Consider the following 18770-nt stretch of genomic DNA (forward strand, 5'->3'; position numbering starts at 1 on the left):
GCTTATCAGGCCTACGATGGTGAAGGTAGCCCGGGCGAGCGTAAGCGATCCCGGGGAAATACCAAAAGAACCTACTCTTCTTCTAACGAATACGGCAGCGGCTTGATGCTCAGGGTATTTGCATCGTCACGCACGCGGAATACGCTGTCGGCTTCCATGTCGTTATTCATCACCACCTGCACCAGCAGTTGACCATCTTCCAGCTGTACCGACGCTAACACCGTGCCGGTTCGTCGCCAGTTGTCGCCCATTTTCAGCTCGAGGTCTTCGCCAGCCTCAGGCACGCGGCTGGCTTTGCCCGCAAGCGTCCAGAGTGCGCGTTTGTTGGCGCCGCGGAATTTGGCGCGAGCGACCATCTCTTGGCCGGTATAGCAGCCTTTCTTAAAGCTGATGCCGCCCAGCGCCTGGAGGTTAGTGGCCTGTGGGATAAACTGCGCGCTGTTGACTTCATCAATCACCGGTAGGCCGGCTTCAATTTCCAGCGCCAACCATTGCTGGCTGTTATTGAGCTGCGCTTCGCCACGCAGCGCTTCGGTTACGCGCTCGGCGGTGGCGATATCGGTGACTAGCAGGAAACGTTCGTCCGGCTGTGCGAACCACAGCAGTGAGGTTTCACCTTCCTGCAGGTTGGGTTTTTCGGCGTTTGGCAGCTCGGCGAACAGATTGGCCAGCGCGGCGCGCGCTTGGAAACCTGCGACGCCCAGCAGCACCAGATCGTCATTGGCGGCGATAGTGACTTTGGAGAACACCGCGTATTTCTTCAGCTGCGTTAGCTGTGCTTCACGTAGGTTGCGTCGCTCGATGATGGCGAAACCATCCTGACGACGGAACAGACGCAGGTTGCTCCACATTTTGCCTTTGGCGTCACAGTGGGCAACCAGCAGATGCTGGTGTTCGGTCATTTGTGCGACGTCCGCGGTAACTTGGCCCTGCAGGTACTTTTCGCCGTCGGCGCCGGTAATGGTCGCCAGCGCCCAATCATCAAGCGTCATTAACGTCAGCGGTAAACGCGCACTGGCGCAAGGCTGGCGTGGAGGAAAAGGAGTAAAAGCCATATGGGTGTCCTGAATTGATTAACGAACGCGCTTATTCACTCATGGTAAAAGAGATGCCCGGCATTGCAAGCGGTTTTGACAGCCGTTTTGTGCCGTTCTCATCTTCTGCGATAAGGGGCGTAAGAAAATGAATCCCCTTCATTTATCGTGGTTTTTTTCTCGGTATGACGCGTGTGACGTGAGATTCCAGTAAAGAAACTGCAAAAAACACGTTAAACTAGTAGCAACGTTATGCTGGAAGGAAATTATGGACATCAATAATAAAGCCCGTATCCACTGGGCATGCCGCCGTGGTATGCGTGAACTCGATATCTCCATCATGCCGTTCTTTGAGCATGAGTACGACACGCTGAGCGATGAAGATAAAGCCATTTTCATTCGTCTACTGGAATGTGACGATCCGGACCTGTTCAACTGGTTGATGAACCACGGTAAACCGGCCGATGCCAACCTCCAGCGGATGGTCCAACTTATTCAGATACGGAATCGGGAACGTGGTCCTGTGGCAATCTGATTTACGCGTCTCTTGGCGCTCGCAGTGGCTCTCTTTGCTGCTTCACGGTCTGGTGGCGGCTTTCGTGCTGCTGATGCCTTGGCCGCTGAGCTATACCCCGCTCTGGCTGCTGCTGCTTTCTTTGGTGGTGTTCGACTGCGTACGCAGTCAGCGGCGTATCCATTCACATCAGGGCGAGATTAAGCTGCTGATGGACTCCCGGCTGCGCTGGCGCAATCAGGAGTGGGATATTTTGGGGGCACCGTGGATGCTGAGTTCAGGAATGATGCTGCGCATTCGTCACTGTGGTGGTGGCCGACGCCATCATTTATGGCTAGCCGCTGACAGCATGAATCCGGAAGAGTGGCGCGACCTGCGGCGAATTCTTTTACAGCAGCCCACGCCCGAGTAAACGTTAAGAGAACTGTTCGGCCATTTCGCCGAGGATCTGCTCACACCAGTTCTGGATACGTTCATCGCTCAGATCGTACTGGTTCGTTTCATCCAGCGCGAGACCGACAAACAGCTGCCCGTCAGCGATAACCGGTTTCGGGCTGGTGAACTCATACCCCTCGGTTGGCCAGTAGCCGACGAATTTCACTGCTTTGGTGGCCAGCTTATCGTGCAACATGCCCAGTGCGTCGAGGAACCATTCGCCGTAGCCAAGCTGATCGCCCATGCCGTACAACGCAACGATTTTGCCTTCCAGGTTCAGCGTATCCAGCTGTTCCCAGACCGCTTCCCAATCTTCCTGAATTTCACCAAAATCCCATGTCGGTATCCCGAGAATGAGCACATCGTATTGCTCCATTAATGCGGGCGAATCATCTTTCAGGTTGTGCAAAGTGACCAGTTCCGGTCCGATAATGTCGCGAATTTTTTCCGCTGCCATTTCGGTGTAGCAGGTGCTGGAACCATAAAAAAGGCCAATATTCATGACGTACAGCTCTCGATTCTTGCGATGACGATGTCGCTAGTGTACCAGAAAGGCATCTGAATCAGGCATAATGGTGCTGATTAAACACGCACAGGAGCCGACGTGGACAAGGATCTTGCACGAATCGAACAGTATCTCGATGCGCTGTGGCTGGAACGCAATCTGGCGGAAAATACCCTAAGTGCGTACCGTCGTGATTTAACGATGGTGGTGGAGTGGCTGGCGCATCGCGGGCTTACGGTGGAGAACGCGCAGAGCGACGATCTGCAGAACCTGCTCGCTGAACGTCAGCAGGGCGGCTATAAAGCGACCAGCACTGCACGTCTACTGAGTGCCATGCGTCGTTACTTCCAGCACCTGTATCGTGAAAAAGTGCGTGCGGACGATCCCAGCGCGCTGCTGGCGTCGCCTAAGCTTCCCCAGCGGTTGCCGAAAGATCTCAGCGAAGCACAGGTCGAGCGTTTGCTACAGGCGCCGGTAGTCGATCAGCCGCTTGAACTGCGCGATAAGGCTATGCTTGAGGTACTGTATGCCACAGGGCTGCGTGTTTCAGAACTCGTCGGCCTGACGATGAGCGATATCAGTTTGCGTCAGGGCGTGGTTCGGGTGATCGGTAAAGGTAATAAAGAGCGGCTGGTGCCGCTTGGGGAAGAGGCCGTTTACTGGGTCGAGACGTGGCTGGAACACGGGCGGCCGTGGATGCTCAATGGTGTGGCGTTGGATGTGCTGTTTCCCAGCCAGCGCGCCCAGCAGATGACCCGGCAGACCTTCTGGCATCGTATTAAGCACTATGCTCAGTTGGCGGGAATTGATAGTGAGAAGCTATCACCGCACGTTTTACGTCACGCCTTTGCCACGCATCTGCTAAACCACGGGGCGGATCTGCGCGTGGTGCAGATGCTTTTAGGGCACAGTGATTTATCCACCACTCAAATTTATACGCACGTCGCGACAGAGCGGCTGCGACAACTTCATCAACAGCACCACCCGCGGGCGTGATGCTGATTTAAAAGGACAAAGTATGAAACAAGGTTTAATGATGTTCACCCTGCTGGCCGCCGCTTTTACCGGTCTGGCGCACGCTGACGATGCCGCAATCAAACAATCGCTGGCGAAACTGGGCGTTGAGAGCACCGATATCCAACCAGCTCCGGTTGCCGGGATGAAAACCGTGCTGACCAACAGCGGCGTACTGTATGTCACCGAAGACGGTAAGCACATTATCCAAGGGCCAATGTATGACGTCAGCGGCGCGCAGCCGGTGAACGTGACCAACGGTCTACTGATGACCCATCTGAAAGCGCTGGAAAAAGAGATGATCGTCTACAAAGCGCCGCAGGAAAAACACGTCATCACCGTCTTCACCGATATCACCTGCGGCTACTGTCACAAGCTGCATGAAGAGATGAAAGATTACAACGCGCTGGGAATTACCGTGCGCTATCTGGCTTTCCCGCGTCAGGGTGTGCAAAGCCAAGCCGAGCAGGACATGAAAGCTATCTGGTGCGCCAAAGATCGTAACAAAGCGTTCGATGATGCGATGGCCGGTAAAGGAACGCAGGCGGCGACCTGTGACATCGATATCGCTAATCACTACGCGCTAGGCGTGCAGTTTGGCATTAACGGTACGCCAGCCATCGTCCTCAATGACGGCTACGTGGTCCCGGGTTATCAGGGGCCAAAAGAGATGAAGGCTTTCCTCGACGAACATAAAAAACAGACCAGCGGTAAATAATTCGCGTGAAATCACAGACTCAACTTCGCCGCCGTGAGGTGGATGACTCAATCTCGTTGCCCGAAGATCTTTCACCTCTGCTGCGTCGCCTGTACGCCAGCCGAGGCGTGAAAACAGCGGACGATTTACAACGTAGCCTGAAAGGCATGCTGCACTGGCGTGACCTGACGGGCGTCGAAAAAGCCGTCGAAATGCTGCACGACGCGTTTGAGAAAAACCTGCGCATTATGGTGGTGGGTGATTTTGATGCCGATGGCGCGACCAGCACCGCGTTAAGCGTTCTGTCGCTGCGGGCGATGGGCTGCCAAAGCGTGGAGTATCTGGTTCCTAATCGTTTTGAAGACGGTTACGGTTTAAGCCCAGAAGTTGTCGATCAGGCCCACGCGCGTGGCGCGCAGATGATCATGACGGTCGATAACGGGATCTCCTCACATGCCGGCGTTGATCACGCCCACGCGCTTGGTATCGGCGTGTTGGTCACCGATCACCACCTGCCGGGCGATACGCTGCCCGCAGCCGACGCGATGGTCAACCCGAACCTTGCCGACTGCCCGTTCCCGTCGAAGTCACTGGCGGGCGTTGGCGTCGCGTTTTATCTGATGCTGGTGCTGTGTAACCACCTGAAGGCTAAGGGTTGGTTTGACGCTCGTGGCATTGCCGCGCCGAAGATCGTTGAATTCCTCGACCTGGTGGCGCTGGGAACCGTGGCTGACGTGGTGCCGCTGGATGCCAACAACCGCATTCTGACCTGGCAGGGTTTAAGCCGCATTCGTGCCGGGATCTGTCGTCCGGGAATCAAAGCGCTGTTGGAAATTGCCAACCGCGATGCATCGAAGCTGGTGGCAAGCGATCTCGGTTTTGCGCTGGGACCGCGCCTGAATGCCGCCGGGCGTTTAGACGACATGTCCGTTGGCGTGGCGCTGTTGTTGTCCGAAAATTTGGGCGAAGCGCGCGTACTGGCTAACGAACTGGATGCGTTAAACCAGACGCGTAAAGAGATTGAGCAGGGGATGCAGGCGGAAGCGCTGACGTTATGCGAAAAGCTTGAGCGTAGCCGCGATGAGCTTCCCGGCGGGCTGGCGATGTATCACCCGGAATGGCATCAGGGCGTGGTCGGCATTCTGGCTTCGCGCATCAAAGAACGCTTCCATCGTCCGGTTATCGCTTTTGCGCCTGCCGGTAACGGTCAGTTAAAAGGTTCGGGACGATCTATTCAGGGGCTGCATATGCGCGATGCATTGGAGCGTCTGGATACCTTGCACCCGGGTTTGATGCTGAAATTCGGCGGCCATGCAATGGCGGCGGGACTCTCTTTGGAAGAAGCGCGCTTTGATGAGTTCCAGCGCTACTTCGGCGAACTGGTTACCGAGTGGCTCGATCCGGCGCTATTGCAGGGAGAAATCCTGTCTGATGGTGAGCTAAGCGCGCAGGAAATGTCTTTGGAGATGGCGCAGATGCTGCGCGAAGCCGGGCCGTGGGGGCAAATGTTCCCAGAACCGTTGTTTGATGGGCGTTTTCGCCTGTTGCAACAGCGGCTGGTGGGCGAGCGTCATCTGAAGGTGATGGTGGAACCGGTTGGCGGTGGTCCGTTACTGGACGGCATTGCGTTTAACGTCGATACCGCGGTTTGGCCGGATAACGGCGTACGAGAGGTGACGCTGGCCTATCGATTGGACATCAACGAATATCGTGGCAACCGCACCTTACAGCTTATCATCGAGAATCTCTGGCCGATTTAGCATCGCTTTAACTGTAATTAAGAGCGGGAATCCGTTAATATTCCGCTCTTATGACCGCATTTTTCTCGTCCATTAAAAGAAAATAGACCATGTTTGAAATAAACCCGGTAAATAATCGCATTCAGGACCTCACGGAGCGCTCCGCCGTTCTTAGGGGGTATCTTTGACTATGATGCTAAGAAAGAGCGTCTGGAAGAAGTAAACGCCGAGCTAGAACAGCCGGATGTCTGGAACGAACCCGAACGCGCACAGGCGCTAGGCAAAGAACGTTCTTCCCTTGAAGCCATTGTCGATACGCTCGATCAGATGACTCAGGGTCTGGAAGATGTTTCTGGCCTGCTGGAATTGGCCGTAGAAGCCGATGACGAAGAGACCTTCAACGAAGCCGTTGCTGAGCTGGACACGCTGGAAGAGAAGCTGGCGCAGCTGGAGTTCCGTCGTATGTTCTCCGGTGAATATGACAGCGCGGATTGCTATATCGATATCCAGGCCGGTTCAGGCGGTACTGAAGCACAGGACTGGGCAAGCATTCTCGAACGCATGTATCTGCGTTGGGCAGAAGCGCGCGGCTTTAAAACCGAAATTATTGAAGAGTCCGAAGGTGATGTGGCCGGGATTAAATCCGTGACCATCAAAATCTCCGGCGACTATGCGTACGGTTGGCTGCGTACGGAAACCGGCGTTCACCGTCTGGTCCGTAAGAGCCCGTTTGACTCCGGCGGCCGTCGTCATACCTCGTTCAGCTCCGCGTTTGTCTATCCGGAAGTGGACGACGATATCGATATCGAAATCAACCCGGCAGATCTGCGTATCGACGTGTACCGCGCCTCCGGTGCGGGCGGTCAGCACGTTAACCGTACGGAATCCGCGGTGCGTATTACTCACCTGCCAACCGGTATCGTGACTCAGTGCCAGAACGACCGTTCACAGCACAAGAACAAAGACCAGGCCATGAAGCAGATGAAAGCCAAGCTTTATGAACTGGAAATGCAGAAAAAGAATGCAGAAAAGCAGGCGATGGAAGACACCAAGTCCGACATTGGCTGGGGCAGCCAGATTCGTTCTTATGTTCTGGACGATTCCCGCATTAAAGACCTGCGCACCGGGGTTGAAACCCGTAACACGCAGGCGGTACTGGACGGAAGTCTGGATCAATTTATCGAAGCAAGTCTGAAAGCAGGGTTATGAGGAACCAACATGTCTGAACAAAACGCAAAAGGCGCTGACGAGGTAGTCGATCTTAATAACGAAATGAAGGCACGCCGTGAGAAGCTGGCCGCGCTGCGTGAGCAGGGTATCCCGTTCCCGAATGATTTCCGTCGTGACCGTACCTCAGATCTTCTGCACGCTGAATTCGATGACAAAGAAGGCGAAGAGCTGGAAGCGCTGAACATCGAAGTTTCCGTTGCCGGTCGTATGATGACTCGCCGTATTATGGGCAAGGCATCTTTCGTTACCCTGCAAGACGTCGGTGGTCGTATTCAGCTGTACGTTGCGCGTGATGATCTGCCAGAAGGCATTTATAACGAACAATTCAAAAAATGGGATCTCGGCGATATCCTGGGCGCAAAAGGTAAACTGTTCAAAACCAAAACTGGTGAACTGTCTATCCATTGCACCGAGCTGCGTCTGCTGACCAAAGCGCTGCGCCCGCTGCCGGATAAATTCCACGGCCTGCAGGACCAGGAAGCGCGTTATCGTCAGCGCTACCTGGATCTCATCTCCAATGATGAGTCCCGCAAGACGTTCAAAGTGCGTTCGCAGATTATGGCGGGTATCCGTCAGTTCATGGTTGGTCGCAACTTCATGGAAGTTGAAACGCCAATGATGCAGGTGATCCCAGGCGGTGCCGCGGCGCGTCCGTTCATCACCCATCACAATGCCCTGGATCTGGACATGTACCTGCGTATCGCGCCGGAACTGTACCTGAAACGTCTGGTGGTTGGCGGCTTCGAACGCGTGTTCGAAATTAACCGTAACTTCCGTAACGAAGGGATCTCCGTTCGCCATAACCCAGAGTTCACCATGATGGAACTCTACATGGCGTACGCGGACTACAAAGATTTGATCGAACTGACCGAATCTCTGTTCCGTACTCTGGCGCAGGATATTCTGGGCAACACCGCAGTGCCTTATGGCGATCAGACTTTCGATTTCGGCAAGCCGTTCGAAAAACTGACCATGCGTGAAGCCATCAAGAAATACCGTCCAGAAACCAATATGGCTGACCTCGATAACTTCGACTCCGCGAAGGCGATTGCTGAAAGCATCGGCGTTCACGTTGAGAAGAGCTGGGGCCTGGGTCGTATCGTGACTGAGATCTTCGAAGAAGTTGCCGAAGCGCACCTGATTCAGCCGACCTTCATCACCGAATATCCGGCAGAGGTTTCTCCTCTGGCACGTCGTAACGACGAGAATCCAGAAATCACCGACCGCTTTGAGTTCTTCATCGGCGGCCGCGAAATCGGTAACGGTTTCAGCGAGCTGAACGATGCAGAAGACCAAGCGCAGCGTTTCCAAGATCAGGTTAACGCTAAAGAAGCGGGCGATGACGAAGCGATGTTCTACGACGAAGACTATGTCACCGCGCTGGAACACGGCCTGCCACCGACTGCGGGTCTGGGTATTGGTATCGACCGTATGGTTATGTTGTTCACCAACAGCCACACCATCCGCGACGTGATTTTGTTCCCGGCGATGCGTCCAGTGAAATAATCGCGCGAGCGAAAAGCAAAAACCCGGCCTAGCCGGGTTTTTTTATGCCTTTGATTTGGCTATCTGCTCGCGTAATCCTGATAAGGCAAAGCCGCCATCAGGTATCGTGCAGCAACGCCGGATGGTGGCTTTGCCTTATCCGGCCTACTAATGAGATTCAGATTGGTTTTGCAAAGGCAATAAGCGCCTGACGCGCGTTCTCATCGGCTGCTTCCATTACCATCCACGGGCTAAACGCCCACGGCGTCAGCTTCAGCGCTTGAAAAATAGCGTCGAGCTCGCACCACTGATATTCGATAACTTCATCGTGGTTGGCCTGCACGGGGCTGGTTACACGCGCTGCGTAAACCGGGCAAACCTCGTTTTCGACAATGCCATTAGGCGCCACGGCGCGATAGCGAAACTCGGTTGCAACGGGAGTGATATTGGCAATTTCAACGCCTACTTCAAAGCGGCAGCGGCGAATAATTGCCTGTTCGAAGGTTTCACCTTGCTGCGGGTGGCCGCACACCGAGTTGGTCCATACGCCGGGCCACGCGACCTTGCTAAGCGAACGGCGGGTAGCCAGCAGTTGGCCGTTTTCGTTAAATAACCAACATGAGAAAGCGAGATGCAGTGGGGTGGAGAGCGTGTGAGCGGCGTACTTTTCCAGAATGCCAGCAGGTTTATCGTGCTCATCGAGCAAAATGACATGTTCGCCAGTCATGACTACTCCTGAAAATGAAAGATGACCCGGCATAAACCCGCCGGGTCATATACTCAGGCAACCAGCGTAGCCCATAAATGAGAAAAAGGCATTACCAAAACAAGCCCCTGTTAACACCAAGCTGTAATGTCCCCTTTGAACCATTCTAAAATGTCCCCAGACAATTCTCTGGGGGATTTTTCATGATCAAAGAGACTGTTACGATGAGTCATAAGGAACTCGACCGACTTCACATTATTCAGGAGTCACTTAATCGCCATATTACTCAGGAACAAGCTGCGGCACGCATTGGCATTTCTATTCGGCAGGTTAAACGTCTGGTGCAACGGTATAGACATGAAGGGCCTTCTGGTCTAGTTTCCCGCCGACGTGGAAAGCGTCCCAATAATTCCTTTTCTACCGAATTCAGAGCAACAGTAATTTCACTCCTCAAAGGCCGCTACGCTGATTTTGGACCTACGCTTGCGTGCGAAAAATTGCGCGAGATACACGGCTTGTGTTTATCCATTGAAACTCTCAGGAAGTGGATGGTAGAGGAGGGCATATGGCGCGAACGTCGTCGTAAGTTTGCCCGAATTTATCAGCGCCGGATGCGGCGCCCATCCTACGGTGAACTCATCCAGATTGATGGCTCGCCTCATGACTGGTTTGAAGGTCGGGGCCCCAAATGCACACTGATAGTCTTTATCGATGATGCTACCAGCGCTCTGATGGCGCTACGATTCGCTCCTGCAGAAACAACCCGGGCTTACATGGAAACCCTCCGGGGTTACCTTAATGATCATGGCGTACCACTGGCTCTCTATTCTGACAGACACAGTATATTCAGAGTAAATAACCCGGAGCGGGAAGGAGAGTTGACTCAGTTCACACGTGCGATAAAGACACTGGGCATCGAGCCAATCCATGCCAACAGCCCGCAGGCAAAAGGGCGGGTAGAGCGTGCCAATCAGACACTGCAGGACAGGCTGGTCAAAGAAATGCGGCTTCAGGGTATCAGTGATATTGAAACAGCAAACGCATGGTTGCCGACCTTTATTGAAGCCTATAACAACCGGTTTGCTACGCCGCCTCGTATTGCTGATAACGCCCATCTTGATGTACACCATTCTGAAGAGGAACTGGGTTATATCTTCAGCCTCCAGGCGAAGCGCGTTCTCTCCAAAAATCTCACTTTCCAGTACAAAAGCAGTGCGTTTCAGATTCGCAGTGAAGGCCGGGGATATCGACTTCGGCATTCGGTTGTCACGGTATGCGAAAGCTTTAACGGTGAAATTAAGGTTCTGTATGATGGGAAAGCGTTGGGATGGGAAAAATATGTTGATGGCCCGGAGCCTATACCACTGGATGATGAAAAAAGTGTCCATGAACGTGTGGATAATGCCCGTTTTGATTTACGCTCAAAATTCTACGTAAAACCTAAAGCTGACCATCCTTGGCTCACGCGCCGCACGCAAAGTAATCAGCAAGTGAAGCCCCCTAAATTACCCAGAAAGAAGGCTGATCCCGATAAAATGGACTGAAACCAGGCGTTATTCAGTTGAATGCATATCCAGTCATAGGATAGATTCTTACGTAGCGTTTCTGGCGTGCATTTTCGGGTGGTTTGTTACTGTTTTTAACGGGGACACGTCAGAAACGCGCTCAGGCCGTCTGAGCGGTACGCGTAATGCGGCGTTATGGTAAATAGCCTATGCTAATGTCCGCTAAGAGCGAGAAGCGGACATTGCAGACTGCCCAGTAGAAAAAGTGCTATCAGAATTATCTAAAGGAAGATCGTATTTACCATGTCTCATTCTAACTGTTTAATAAATTACAAAAATTAAAATTTCCATTTAATATCATCGCGTTAAGCAAGAGAATTAAACCTCTCATTTAATTTATGATTCTTATTTAATTCATGAGTTGGTGTAAAAATAGGTTGCCGCACTATAGAAAGACACATATTTAAACCCAGCAGGAAATCATATTTGAAAGTAATGTGTTTAAGGGGCTGCGTAACAAGAACAGCAAGTAAACACATAGTAATAACAGTTACCATTCCCATTTCGCAAGTGGCCATATCAGAGGTGAACTAATGCCTGCTGCAATTTTAAGAATTAAGGTTATCCTAATAATTCTTTTGTATGATTAAGATCATCGATAAATTTACTAAGGACTCATTAATGAAATTGCGACTCTGGAATCTATTACCCCATGATTACGCTCCTTTTTTTCGTATTCTTCACATCATTGTGGCATTTCTAATATTATCACAAATTATTAACTCTAATCTGACAGAGACCGAAGCAATTGGTGAACATAGTCTTGAAGGAGTTATAACCTGGATGCACATTATTTCAGGGTTAGGACTGATTATTTGTGGTTTTATTATGTTAAGTTGGATGCTTACTCAAAGAGGTTTTACTTATTATTTTTCATGGGTAGGGCTTGACTTTAGTGGTATTAAGCAAGATATAAAAACGTTGACTAGTTTCCGACTGCCCGATGCACATTCGGGAGGTATTGCCAGTACAATCCAAGGATTTGGAGTTCTAGCATTGCTAATTGTAGCACTTTCAGGTGGCCTATGGTTCTTGTTGAATACCATGCAGTCAAATCTGGCTGAAACAGTAATCCACTGGCATAAGTTCTTTACTACTTTCATTGAGGTCTATTTTTATGCACATGGTGCAATGGGAGTTTTGCATATTTTAATTGAAAAATATAAAAGCCGCTCAGTTAACCTAAGTGACTAATCTGTTGTGAGATAATATTACTTCAAGTTGAAGAAAACCCTAAAAATAAAATTTAGTTTACTAGAAGATGAAACAGCACTTGCAGAGACTTTTTAATTAAATTTAATAAAAACGAAAAAATATTCATGGCGAAATGATTGTTTAATTATCTATCATGGATAGAAATGTGAGTTAGTCGTCCTATTTTAGGAAGTTAATAATGACTAAAACAAAAGGGTTACCTCGTCCGCTGACGCACTACGCTTGGCTTTCCATTGCCACGGCTATTGCCACTATCGGACTCAAAGGTGTGGCGTGGAAAATGACCGGTTCGGTCGGTCTGCTATCTGATGCCATCGAATCCGTAGTTAACCTCGCAGGAGCCCTAATGGCGCTCTGGATGCTGACCTTGGCTGCGCTTCCGGCCGATGAGAACCATGCATATGGGCACGGCAAAGCCGAATATTTCTCGAGTGCTTTCGAAGGATTTCTGATCCTATTGGCGGCAGCCAGTATCGCCTATACCGCAGTTGAGCGGATGTTAACTCCACAGCCGCTTGAGGAGATTGGTCTCGGATTACTGGTTTCAACAGTCGCATCAATCCTTAATTTTGTGACGGCTCGCATTTTGTTAAGGGCTGGCAGGCAGCACAACTCTATCACTCTTGAGGCAGATGCTCATCACCTGCTGACCGATGTCTGGACGTCGGTCGGTGTCATTTTTGGTGTCGGACTGGTTTATCTGACCGGCTGGTTTTGGGTCGATCCGATCGTTGCATTGCTGGTCGCAGCCAACATCGTTTGGACTGGTTATCAGCTTATGAGTCGTTCAGCTGCAGGTCTGATGGACGTATCGCTACCCACGGAAGAACTCAAAAAAATCGAGTCACTGCTGGCAGGATATCGTGAACAGGGGCTTGATTTCCATGCACTACGTACACGCCAGGCTGGCGGGCGGGCGTTTATGACAATGCACATCCTAGTTCCTGGGCGATGGACTGTTCAATATGGGCACGACTGGGCCGAGCGTATAGAGAATGATATCCGCACCGCACTGCCTTTTATCCATATCACCACTCATGTGGAACCGTTGGAAGATCCCGCGTCAATGAACGACCAAACGCTCGACATTTCTGATCACTAAACTAACCACATGTCGCTGGTCGGGCAGGGTAACAAACCTCGCTCTACAAAAATTTCAGGTATTCTCTATAATTCTGAGGGTACTTGATGTGACCTGCGCCCAATTGTTGGGCACGCAATATTTTTAAAAAGTCCGCTTCTGGCACAAAGCGGACAGTGATCACCGTTCTTACGACTACTTTCTGACTTACTTCGTGACTTGCCCTAAGCATGTTGTAGTGCGATACTTGTAATGACATTTGTAATTACAAGGGGTGTAAGACATGGGTAGCATTAACCTACGTATTGACGATGAACTTAAAGCGCGTTCTTACGCCGCGCTTGAAAAAATGGGCGTAACTCCTTCTGAAGCGCTTCGTCTCATGCTCGAGTATATCGCTGACAATGAACGCTTGCCGTTCAAACAGACACTCCTGAGTGATGAAGATGCTGAACTTGTGGAGATAGTGAAAGAACGACTTCGTAATCCTAAGCCAGTACGTGTGACGCTGGATGAACTCTGATGGCGTATTTTCTGGATTTTGACGAGCGGGCACTAAAGGAATGGCGAAAGCTGGGCTCGACGGTACGTGAACAGTTGAAAAAGAAGCTGGTTGAAGTACTTGAGTCACCCCGGATTGAAGCAAACAAGCTCCGTGGTATGCCTGATTGTTACAAGATTAAGCTCCGGTCTTCAGGCTATCGCCTTGTATACCAGGTTATAGACGAGAAAGTTGTCGTTTTCGTGATTTCTGTTGGGAAAAGAGAACGCTCGGAAGTATATAGCGAGGCGGTCAAACGCATTCTCTGAACCAAAGCATGACATCTCTGTTTCGCACCGATGGTGACACTTCTGCTTTGCGTTGACATACCAAAACAAGCCCCGGTAACATGTTGGCAACCGGGAAGAGTTTGATGTTACAGATACGCAATCCGGTAGCCACCATCAGCAAGCCCCCTGCGCAGGAAAAGTCGGCCATCATGGAAGGCGAAATCATTGGCATCAGGAACACGGCCAGCATCGCCAGAGCCAACTGGATAATGAACTGTGGAATCGCGATCGTCATCACTGCATAGCCGAGCAGGGTGGCAAAGATCCCGGCTGTAAAGAGGTCAAGAATCGTTTTGATGTAAAGGATAGAAGGATCGCCGCTCATTCCTTCGGTCATCGCCCCGAAAATACCGGTGCCGCTGGCACAAAACAGTACCAAAATAGCGACGAATTTTTCAGTGAACGCTTCGTGACTTAAACCCTGAACCGGCGGCAGCACCTTATTAATCAAAGTACGGGTTGAGCCCGCCACTTTGCCAATCCTGTTTTCCAGATGCAGCAGTTCGCCAATCATCGCGCCGACGATCATGGCCAGCACGACCGCCGGCATATATTTCACTTTTAGTACCAGCGTGATGCCAAGACCCACAGAGCAAAGGCCGAAGGTCATAGGCAGCGCCGTTTTCACGCGCTCCGGAAGTTTTCCTCCCGCAACCGCGCCGATCAGTCCGCCGATAATTACGGCAGACCCATTTACATAGGGACCGATTAACATAAAAGTATTTCCTTTGTCGCACTAGCCGTCGTGACGTAGGGACCCTTCGCCCCAGCGTGGAATGTTGTCCACGTTGATATCGAACAGATCCAACGCACGATTCACGCTGTGCGTAATAATATCGTCCGCGGTTTGCGGGCGCTGATAGAGAGCCGGAACCGGCGGGAAGATAATCCCGCCCATTTCCGTTACGGCCGCCATATTGCGGATATGGCCGAGATTTAACGGTGTTTCTCTTGCCAACAGCACCAGACGACGACGCTCTTTGAGCACAACGTCTGCGGCTCGGTTGAGCAGGTTATCGGTAAGGCAATGCGCAATGGCGCCCAGTGTCCTCATGGAGCATGGGGCAACCAGCATCCCCAGCGTTTTAAACGATCCGCTGGAGATAGCCGCGCCGAGATTACCAATGGGGTAGACAACGTCAGCCATCGCCATCACCTCATCTAAACGGAAGTCCGTTTCCAGTTCACAGGTTTTCTCTGCGCCTTTTGAGACGACCAGATGAACCTCAAGCGGAAGAGGCCGAAGGAGTTCCAGCGCCTTAACGCCATACTGAAAACCGGATGCGCCGCTGATGCCGATGATGATGCGTGGTTTCATTGTCTATTCCTCTTACTCGAAGTCCGGCAGGAAGCGTTTCACGTCCACTTCTTTGAATTTAGAACGTTCAAAGTGATGTTTCAGGTGGAACGGTACGGTGCAGTCGAAGATAGTTTTGCAGGACATCCCCTGTTGCAGAATGCTCGGGCTGTATTCCGGCACTTGGGATGGATCTAGCGGGTGGCAGCGTACGCCAGGAATGGTGATGGTATCGACATCGCCCTGATAGCGCGTCTGCATTGCCCACAGCACGTCGTCGCTGTCGAAGATATCGACATCTTCATCCACGAGAATCACATGTTTTAGTTCAGGGAAGGCTGAAAATGCCAGTAATGCTGCCTGACGCTGACGACCTTCATCTGCCGGGGAGAATTTTTTGAACTGCATAACGGCCAGCAGTTTGCCGCCGCCCGCAGAATGAGCAAAAACGTTCAGCAGTTTGCCCGGCATTGCGCGGCCAACCATGTCCAAAATGCTCGCTTCGGTAGGAATACCCGCCATGTTGACGTGTTCCTCGCCAGGACCCACGGTGGTGCGCCAGATTGGGTTATGACGATGGGTGACGGCTTTCACCTTAATGATCGGCAGCGCATCTTTGGACTCGCCGGTGTAGCCCGGGAATTCGGGCATTGCGCGGCCGGTGTTGGTGTTCTGGTCTTCACGAACGCGGACGTTTGGCAGCAGTTCACCCTCGATGATGATTTCAGCGTGGGCAATCGCTTTTTCGTTGATGGTCAGGCAGTTCACCATTTCGACGGCCTGTCCGCGCAGCGAGCCTGCAATGCTCAATTCGTCAAATCCCAGCGGTGTGGTAGGGGGTTCGAAGCACGCGGCGATTTCGATAGCTGGGTCAACGCCGATGCTGATAGAGATCGGCAGCGGCTGGCCCATTTCTTCTGCTTTCATGCGGAACGCATCGATATGTCGACCCGGAGTGAGCCACATAGAGAGCTCATCGCGGCTCTGCACGCACAGACGGTGAATGGTGATATCCGATTCATGCGTAACCGGATCGGATGCATAGCACAGGCCCATCGTAATGTACGGGCCGGCATCCTCTTCGGTATTGGTCGGCGCAGGCAGCAGCTTACGCAGGTCGAAACCGGCATCGGTTGCCAGATGTACCACTTCCTGAGATGTCGATTTTTCCGTCGTTACTACCGGTGAAATAGGGGTTTGAACGGAGTCTTTCAGCAGATGGCCGAGTTTTTCCGGCGGGCAATTCAGGAAATGACTTACGCGTTTACGGGAGCCATTAATGCCGATAGCAACGCTGATATCGTCAAATCCTTTGATTTTGTTGAACACCATCGCCGGGCCATTTTTACGCGTTGGGCGCTGGCAGGTGCCACCAGCACCAACATAACGGTAAACGCCGGACAGTTCGGCATGTGGATCGACTTCGGTATCGGTTTCAACATATTCGCCTGGCAGCGTTTTAAGCAGCGCCAGCGCAGAGCGCAGGTCGCGCACGGTAGGGGAATTTTTCACAGTGTATTCCTGTTGTGAATCGTAGGAGAATGTCTGCGCTAACCCTATTCCTTATACAATTTATGGACAAATACCGTTTCGCTAGGTCTGGGAAGATCAAAAAGATGGGTGTACAAAGATATCGTGCGTAAACAGTCAAAAAAGAGAACGGAGATCGGTGCGGCATGGATTTAAAACGATTACGTTATTTCTGCCGGGTGGTTGAGCAGGGGTCGATAAGTCAGGCGGCGAAAGTGCTGAATATGGCACAGCCGCCGCTCAGCAAGCGCATTCAGGAGCTTGAGGACGAACTGCATACGCCGCTATTTTTGCGCCACGGTAATCGTATTGAGCCAACCGAGGCGGGATATTTCCTCTATCGCAAAGCCTGCGAGATCTTGCGCCAGGTTGAGGACACGGCGCATGAGACGATGAGGATTGCGCAAAAAGACCGGCTGTATTTCCGCTTTGGGATGAGCCATCTTTTTCAATCCTACTTCAAACCACTTCTCTTGGCGCTGTACCAACGTCATCCGGAAATTGAAATTAATATCTCAGTGACTGACTCCAGCCATCTCGAAGGGTTATTGAATGAAGGGGCCATTGATCTTGCCTTTATTCAGCGTCCCTATCGTAGCGAGGGATTTGATTATGTCTCCTTCGATCCGGTTAAATTGGTCGCGGTGATTAACAAACAGTGTTTGCCACAGCCGCCAGAGGATCCTTTTGACTACAATGCACTCGGGCAGCTACCGCTGGTATTGCTCCATCGTGCGAAGGATTCTGGAACCTATGAAATGCTTATTGACCTGTTTCGTAAAGCGGGCGTCTCACCTAAGGTCATCATGCATATCACCCAGCCGGGGGTGATTATTGATTGGCTGGAGTCCGGGCTTGCTGCGGCAACGCTGCTGCCTTCGTCGGAGGTTTGTGCCGAGAAGCTAAGCCAGTGCTACGTGGTGGATGTGTTCCCTTCACCGCAGATATTTTACCCGGCGATGGTCAAGATGCCGGGCGTAAACTGGTGTGCACAGGTGATGGAGCTGGTGGCTGAAGGGTATCCTTTTCCCTCGAGCTAGCGTGACAGGTGGTTTAGCATCTGCCGTGACCCTGCTATCATAGAATGCCCAACTCTTTCTTACCTGAGGATTCGTTTTGCGAGCAGGACGCCAAATCACTTCCCCAATTCGCCTATTAATGTGTCTGATTATCGGACTCGTGCTTTCTGGCTGTGCGGGTAACTCGTCCAAATCAGGGGGCAGTTACAGTGGTTCGGTGTACACCGTGAAGCGAGGGGATACGCTGTCGCGTATTTCACGGATGACCGGCACCAGCGTTCGGGATCTGGCGCGAATGAACGGCATTTCGCCGCCCTATACCATTGAGATTGGGCAAAAGCTGAAGGTTAACGGCGCATCGAAATCCTCAGGCAGTAAAAAATCATCCTCCACTCAGACGGCAAAAGTCACGCCATCATCTGCAGTGCCTAAGTCGTCTTGGCCGCCGGTTGGACAGCGCTGCTGGCGATGGCCAGCAAGCGGGAAGGTGGTGATGACCTACTCGACTTCGGAAGGCGGCAACAAGGGGATTGATATCGCCGGTAGCCGTGGTCAGCCGGTCTATGCGTCGGGTGCAGGGAAGGTGGTCTATGTGGGTAACCAGCTGCGTGGCTACGGTAACCTCGTGATGATTAAGCACAACGAAGACTACATTACCGCCTACGCCCATAACGATAAGCTGATGGTGAGCAACGGGCAGAGCGTGAAGATTGGTCAACAGATTGCCACCATGGGCAACTCTGATGCTGATTCTGTCAGGCTACATTTCCAGATACGTTATCGCGCGACGGCAATTGACCCTTTGCGCTATCTGCCGCCTCAGGGCAGCAAACCGAAATGCTAAGCGGCTAATTTATCGTCACTTAATCACGT

At 51.8% G+C, this 18770-nt stretch carries 20 protein-coding genes and 1 pseudogene; 14 read left to right on the forward strand and 7 right to left on the reverse strand.

Annotated features, from left to right (window positions below):
• Positions 1-71: 71 nt before the first annotated feature.
• Entirely contained in the window at positions 72-1055 is a 984-nt protein-coding gene (gene ygfZ, locus AB4K05_RS01745) for a tRNA-modifying protein YgfZ (protein WP_368478337.1), read from the reverse strand.
• Between the two features lie 247 nt (positions 1056-1302).
• Here ygfZ and sdhE point away from each other — a divergent pair, with 247 nt between their 5' ends.
• Both sdhE and AB4K05_RS01755 read left to right on the forward strand, forming a co-directional pair.
• Positions 1303-1569, forward strand: coding sequence for an FAD assembly factor SdhE (gene sdhE, locus AB4K05_RS01750; RefSeq protein ID WP_368478338.1), 267 nt, complete (start codon positions 1303-1305; stop codon positions 1567-1569).
• Positions 1550-1960 (forward strand): protein YgfX, encoded by a 411-nt coding sequence (locus AB4K05_RS01755; protein WP_368478339.1) that lies wholly within the window; start codon positions 1550-1552, stop codon positions 1958-1960. Before sdhE ends, AB4K05_RS01755 begins: the two co-directional genes overlap by 20 nt.
• Before the next feature lie 3 nt (positions 1961-1963).
• Here AB4K05_RS01755 and fldB read toward each other — a convergent pair whose 3' ends face one another.
• On the reverse strand, positions 1964-2485 hold the full coding sequence (gene fldB, locus AB4K05_RS01760) for a flavodoxin FldB (protein ID WP_368478340.1): 522 nt from the start codon (positions 2483-2485) through the stop codon (positions 1964-1966).
• Between the two features lie 102 nt (positions 2486-2587).
• On the opposite strand from fldB, the gene xerD reads away from it, so the two are divergent.
• The 5 genes from xerD (at position 2588) to lysS (ending at position 8674) form a co-directional block, all read left to right on the forward strand.
• On the forward strand, positions 2588-3484 hold the full coding sequence (xerD, locus tag AB4K05_RS01765) for a site-specific tyrosine recombinase XerD (protein WP_368478341.1): 897 nt from the start codon (positions 2588-2590) through the stop codon (positions 3482-3484).
• A 22-nt stretch (positions 3485-3506) separates the two neighbouring features.
• Complete coding sequence (gene dsbC / locus AB4K05_RS01770; protein WP_368478342.1) at positions 3507-4220, forward strand: bifunctional protein-disulfide isomerase/oxidoreductase DsbC; 714 nt, start codon at positions 3507-3509, stop codon at positions 4218-4220.
• Positions 4221-4225: 5 nt separating this feature from the next.
• Positions 4226-5959: a single-stranded-DNA-specific exonuclease RecJ gene (gene recJ, locus AB4K05_RS01775; RefSeq protein ID WP_368478343.1), complete on the forward strand. Its 1734-nt coding sequence runs from the start codon at positions 4226-4228 to the stop codon at positions 5957-5959.
• A gap of 89 nt (positions 5960-6048) precedes the next feature.
• A protein-coding gene (gene prfB / locus AB4K05_RS01780; RefSeq protein WP_368478344.1) for a peptide chain release factor 2 occupies positions 6049-7147 on the forward strand; the annotation gives its coding sequence in 2 pieces (ribosomal slippage) (positions 6049-6123 and positions 6125-7147; 1098 coding nt in all).
• A 9-nt stretch (positions 7148-7156) separates the two neighbouring features.
• Complete coding sequence (gene lysS / locus AB4K05_RS01785; protein WP_368478345.1) at positions 7157-8674, forward strand: lysine--tRNA ligase; 1518 nt, start codon at positions 7157-7159, stop codon at positions 8672-8674.
• Between the two features lie 157 nt (positions 8675-8831).
• Here lysS and idi read toward each other — a convergent pair whose 3' ends face one another.
• Complete coding sequence (gene idi, locus AB4K05_RS01790) at positions 8832-9380, reverse strand: isopentenyl-diphosphate Delta-isomerase (protein WP_368478346.1); 549 nt, start codon at positions 9378-9380, stop codon at positions 8832-8834.
• 182 nt (positions 9381-9562) lie between these two features.
• Here idi and AB4K05_RS01795 point away from each other — a divergent pair, with 182 nt between their 5' ends.
• The 3 genes from AB4K05_RS01795 to AB4K05_RS01805 all read left to right on the forward strand — a co-directional run bounded on the left by AB4K05_RS01795 (position 9563) and on the right by AB4K05_RS01805 (position 13241).
• The gene (locus AB4K05_RS01795) at positions 9563-10903 is read left to right on the forward strand and encodes an ISNCY family transposase (protein ID WP_044713528.1); all 1341 of its coding nucleotides are present in this window, start codon (positions 9563-9565) and stop codon (positions 10901-10903) included.
• 642 nt (positions 10904-11545) lie between these two features.
• On the forward strand, positions 11546-12118 hold the full coding sequence (locus AB4K05_RS01800) for a cytochrome b/b6 domain-containing protein (protein ID WP_001515348.1): 573 nt from the start codon (positions 11546-11548) through the stop codon (positions 12116-12118).
• 199 nt (positions 12119-12317) lie between these two features.
• Entirely contained in the window at positions 12318-13241 is a 924-nt protein-coding gene (locus AB4K05_RS01805; RefSeq protein ID WP_000167917.1) for a cation diffusion facilitator family transporter, read from the forward strand.
• A gap of 133 nt (positions 13242-13374) precedes the next feature.
• Here the strand turns inward: AB4K05_RS01805 and ydfV are convergent.
• A pseudogene (ydfV, locus tag AB4K05_RS01810) lies at positions 13375-13479 on the reverse strand (protein YdfV); the annotation flags it as partial.
• Between the two features lie 24 nt (positions 13480-13503).
• Here ydfV and relB point away from each other — a divergent pair.
• The gene (gene relB / locus AB4K05_RS01815) at positions 13504-13743 is read left to right on the forward strand and encodes a type II toxin-antitoxin system antitoxin RelB (protein ID WP_000534858.1); all 240 of its coding nucleotides are present in this window, start codon (positions 13504-13506) and stop codon (positions 13741-13743) included.
• Entirely contained in the window at positions 13743-14030 is a 288-nt protein-coding gene (gene relE / locus AB4K05_RS01820; protein ID WP_000323025.1) for a type II toxin-antitoxin system mRNA interferase RelE, read from the forward strand. The genes relB and relE overlap by 1 nt, the downstream gene beginning before the upstream one ends.
• On the opposite strand, the gene AB4K05_RS01825 is transcribed toward relE, so the two are convergent.
• The 3 genes from AB4K05_RS01825 to AB4K05_RS01835 are packed head-to-tail and all read right to left on the reverse strand — an operon-like array spanning position 14014 to position 16860.
• Positions 14014-14766: a DUF554 domain-containing protein gene (locus AB4K05_RS01825; RefSeq protein WP_368478347.1), complete on the reverse strand. Its 753-nt coding sequence runs from the start codon at positions 14764-14766 to the stop codon at positions 14014-14016. The two genes, relE and AB4K05_RS01825, sit on opposite strands and share 17 nt — an antisense overlap.
• Positions 14767-14787: 21 nt before the next feature.
• A complete protein-coding gene (locus AB4K05_RS01830) occupies positions 14788-15369 on the reverse strand; it encodes a UbiX family flavin prenyltransferase (protein ID WP_368478348.1) in 582 nt (193 codons plus the stop codon).
• A 12-nt stretch (positions 15370-15381) separates the two neighbouring features.
• Positions 15382-16860, reverse strand: a complete 1479-nt coding sequence (locus AB4K05_RS01835) for a UbiD family decarboxylase (RefSeq protein WP_368478349.1) — start codon at positions 16858-16860, stop codon at positions 15382-15384.
• A 164-nt stretch (positions 16861-17024) separates the two neighbouring features.
• On the opposite strand from AB4K05_RS01835, the gene AB4K05_RS01840 reads away from it, so the two are divergent.
• A complete protein-coding gene (locus AB4K05_RS01840) occupies positions 17025-17918 on the forward strand; it encodes a LysR substrate-binding domain-containing protein (RefSeq protein ID WP_368478350.1) in 894 nt (297 codons plus the stop codon).
• 118 nt (positions 17919-18036) lie between these two features.
• Complete coding sequence (actS, locus tag AB4K05_RS01845) at positions 18037-18741, forward strand: amidase activator ActS (RefSeq protein ID WP_368478634.1); 705 nt, start codon at positions 18037-18039, stop codon at positions 18739-18741.
• The last annotated feature ends 29 nt before the right edge of the window (positions 18742-18770 follow it).

This window comes from Kluyvera sp. STS39-E (genome assembly GCF_040932435.1).
Classification (GTDB): Bacteria; Pseudomonadota; Gammaproteobacteria; order Enterobacterales; family Enterobacteriaceae; genus Kluyvera.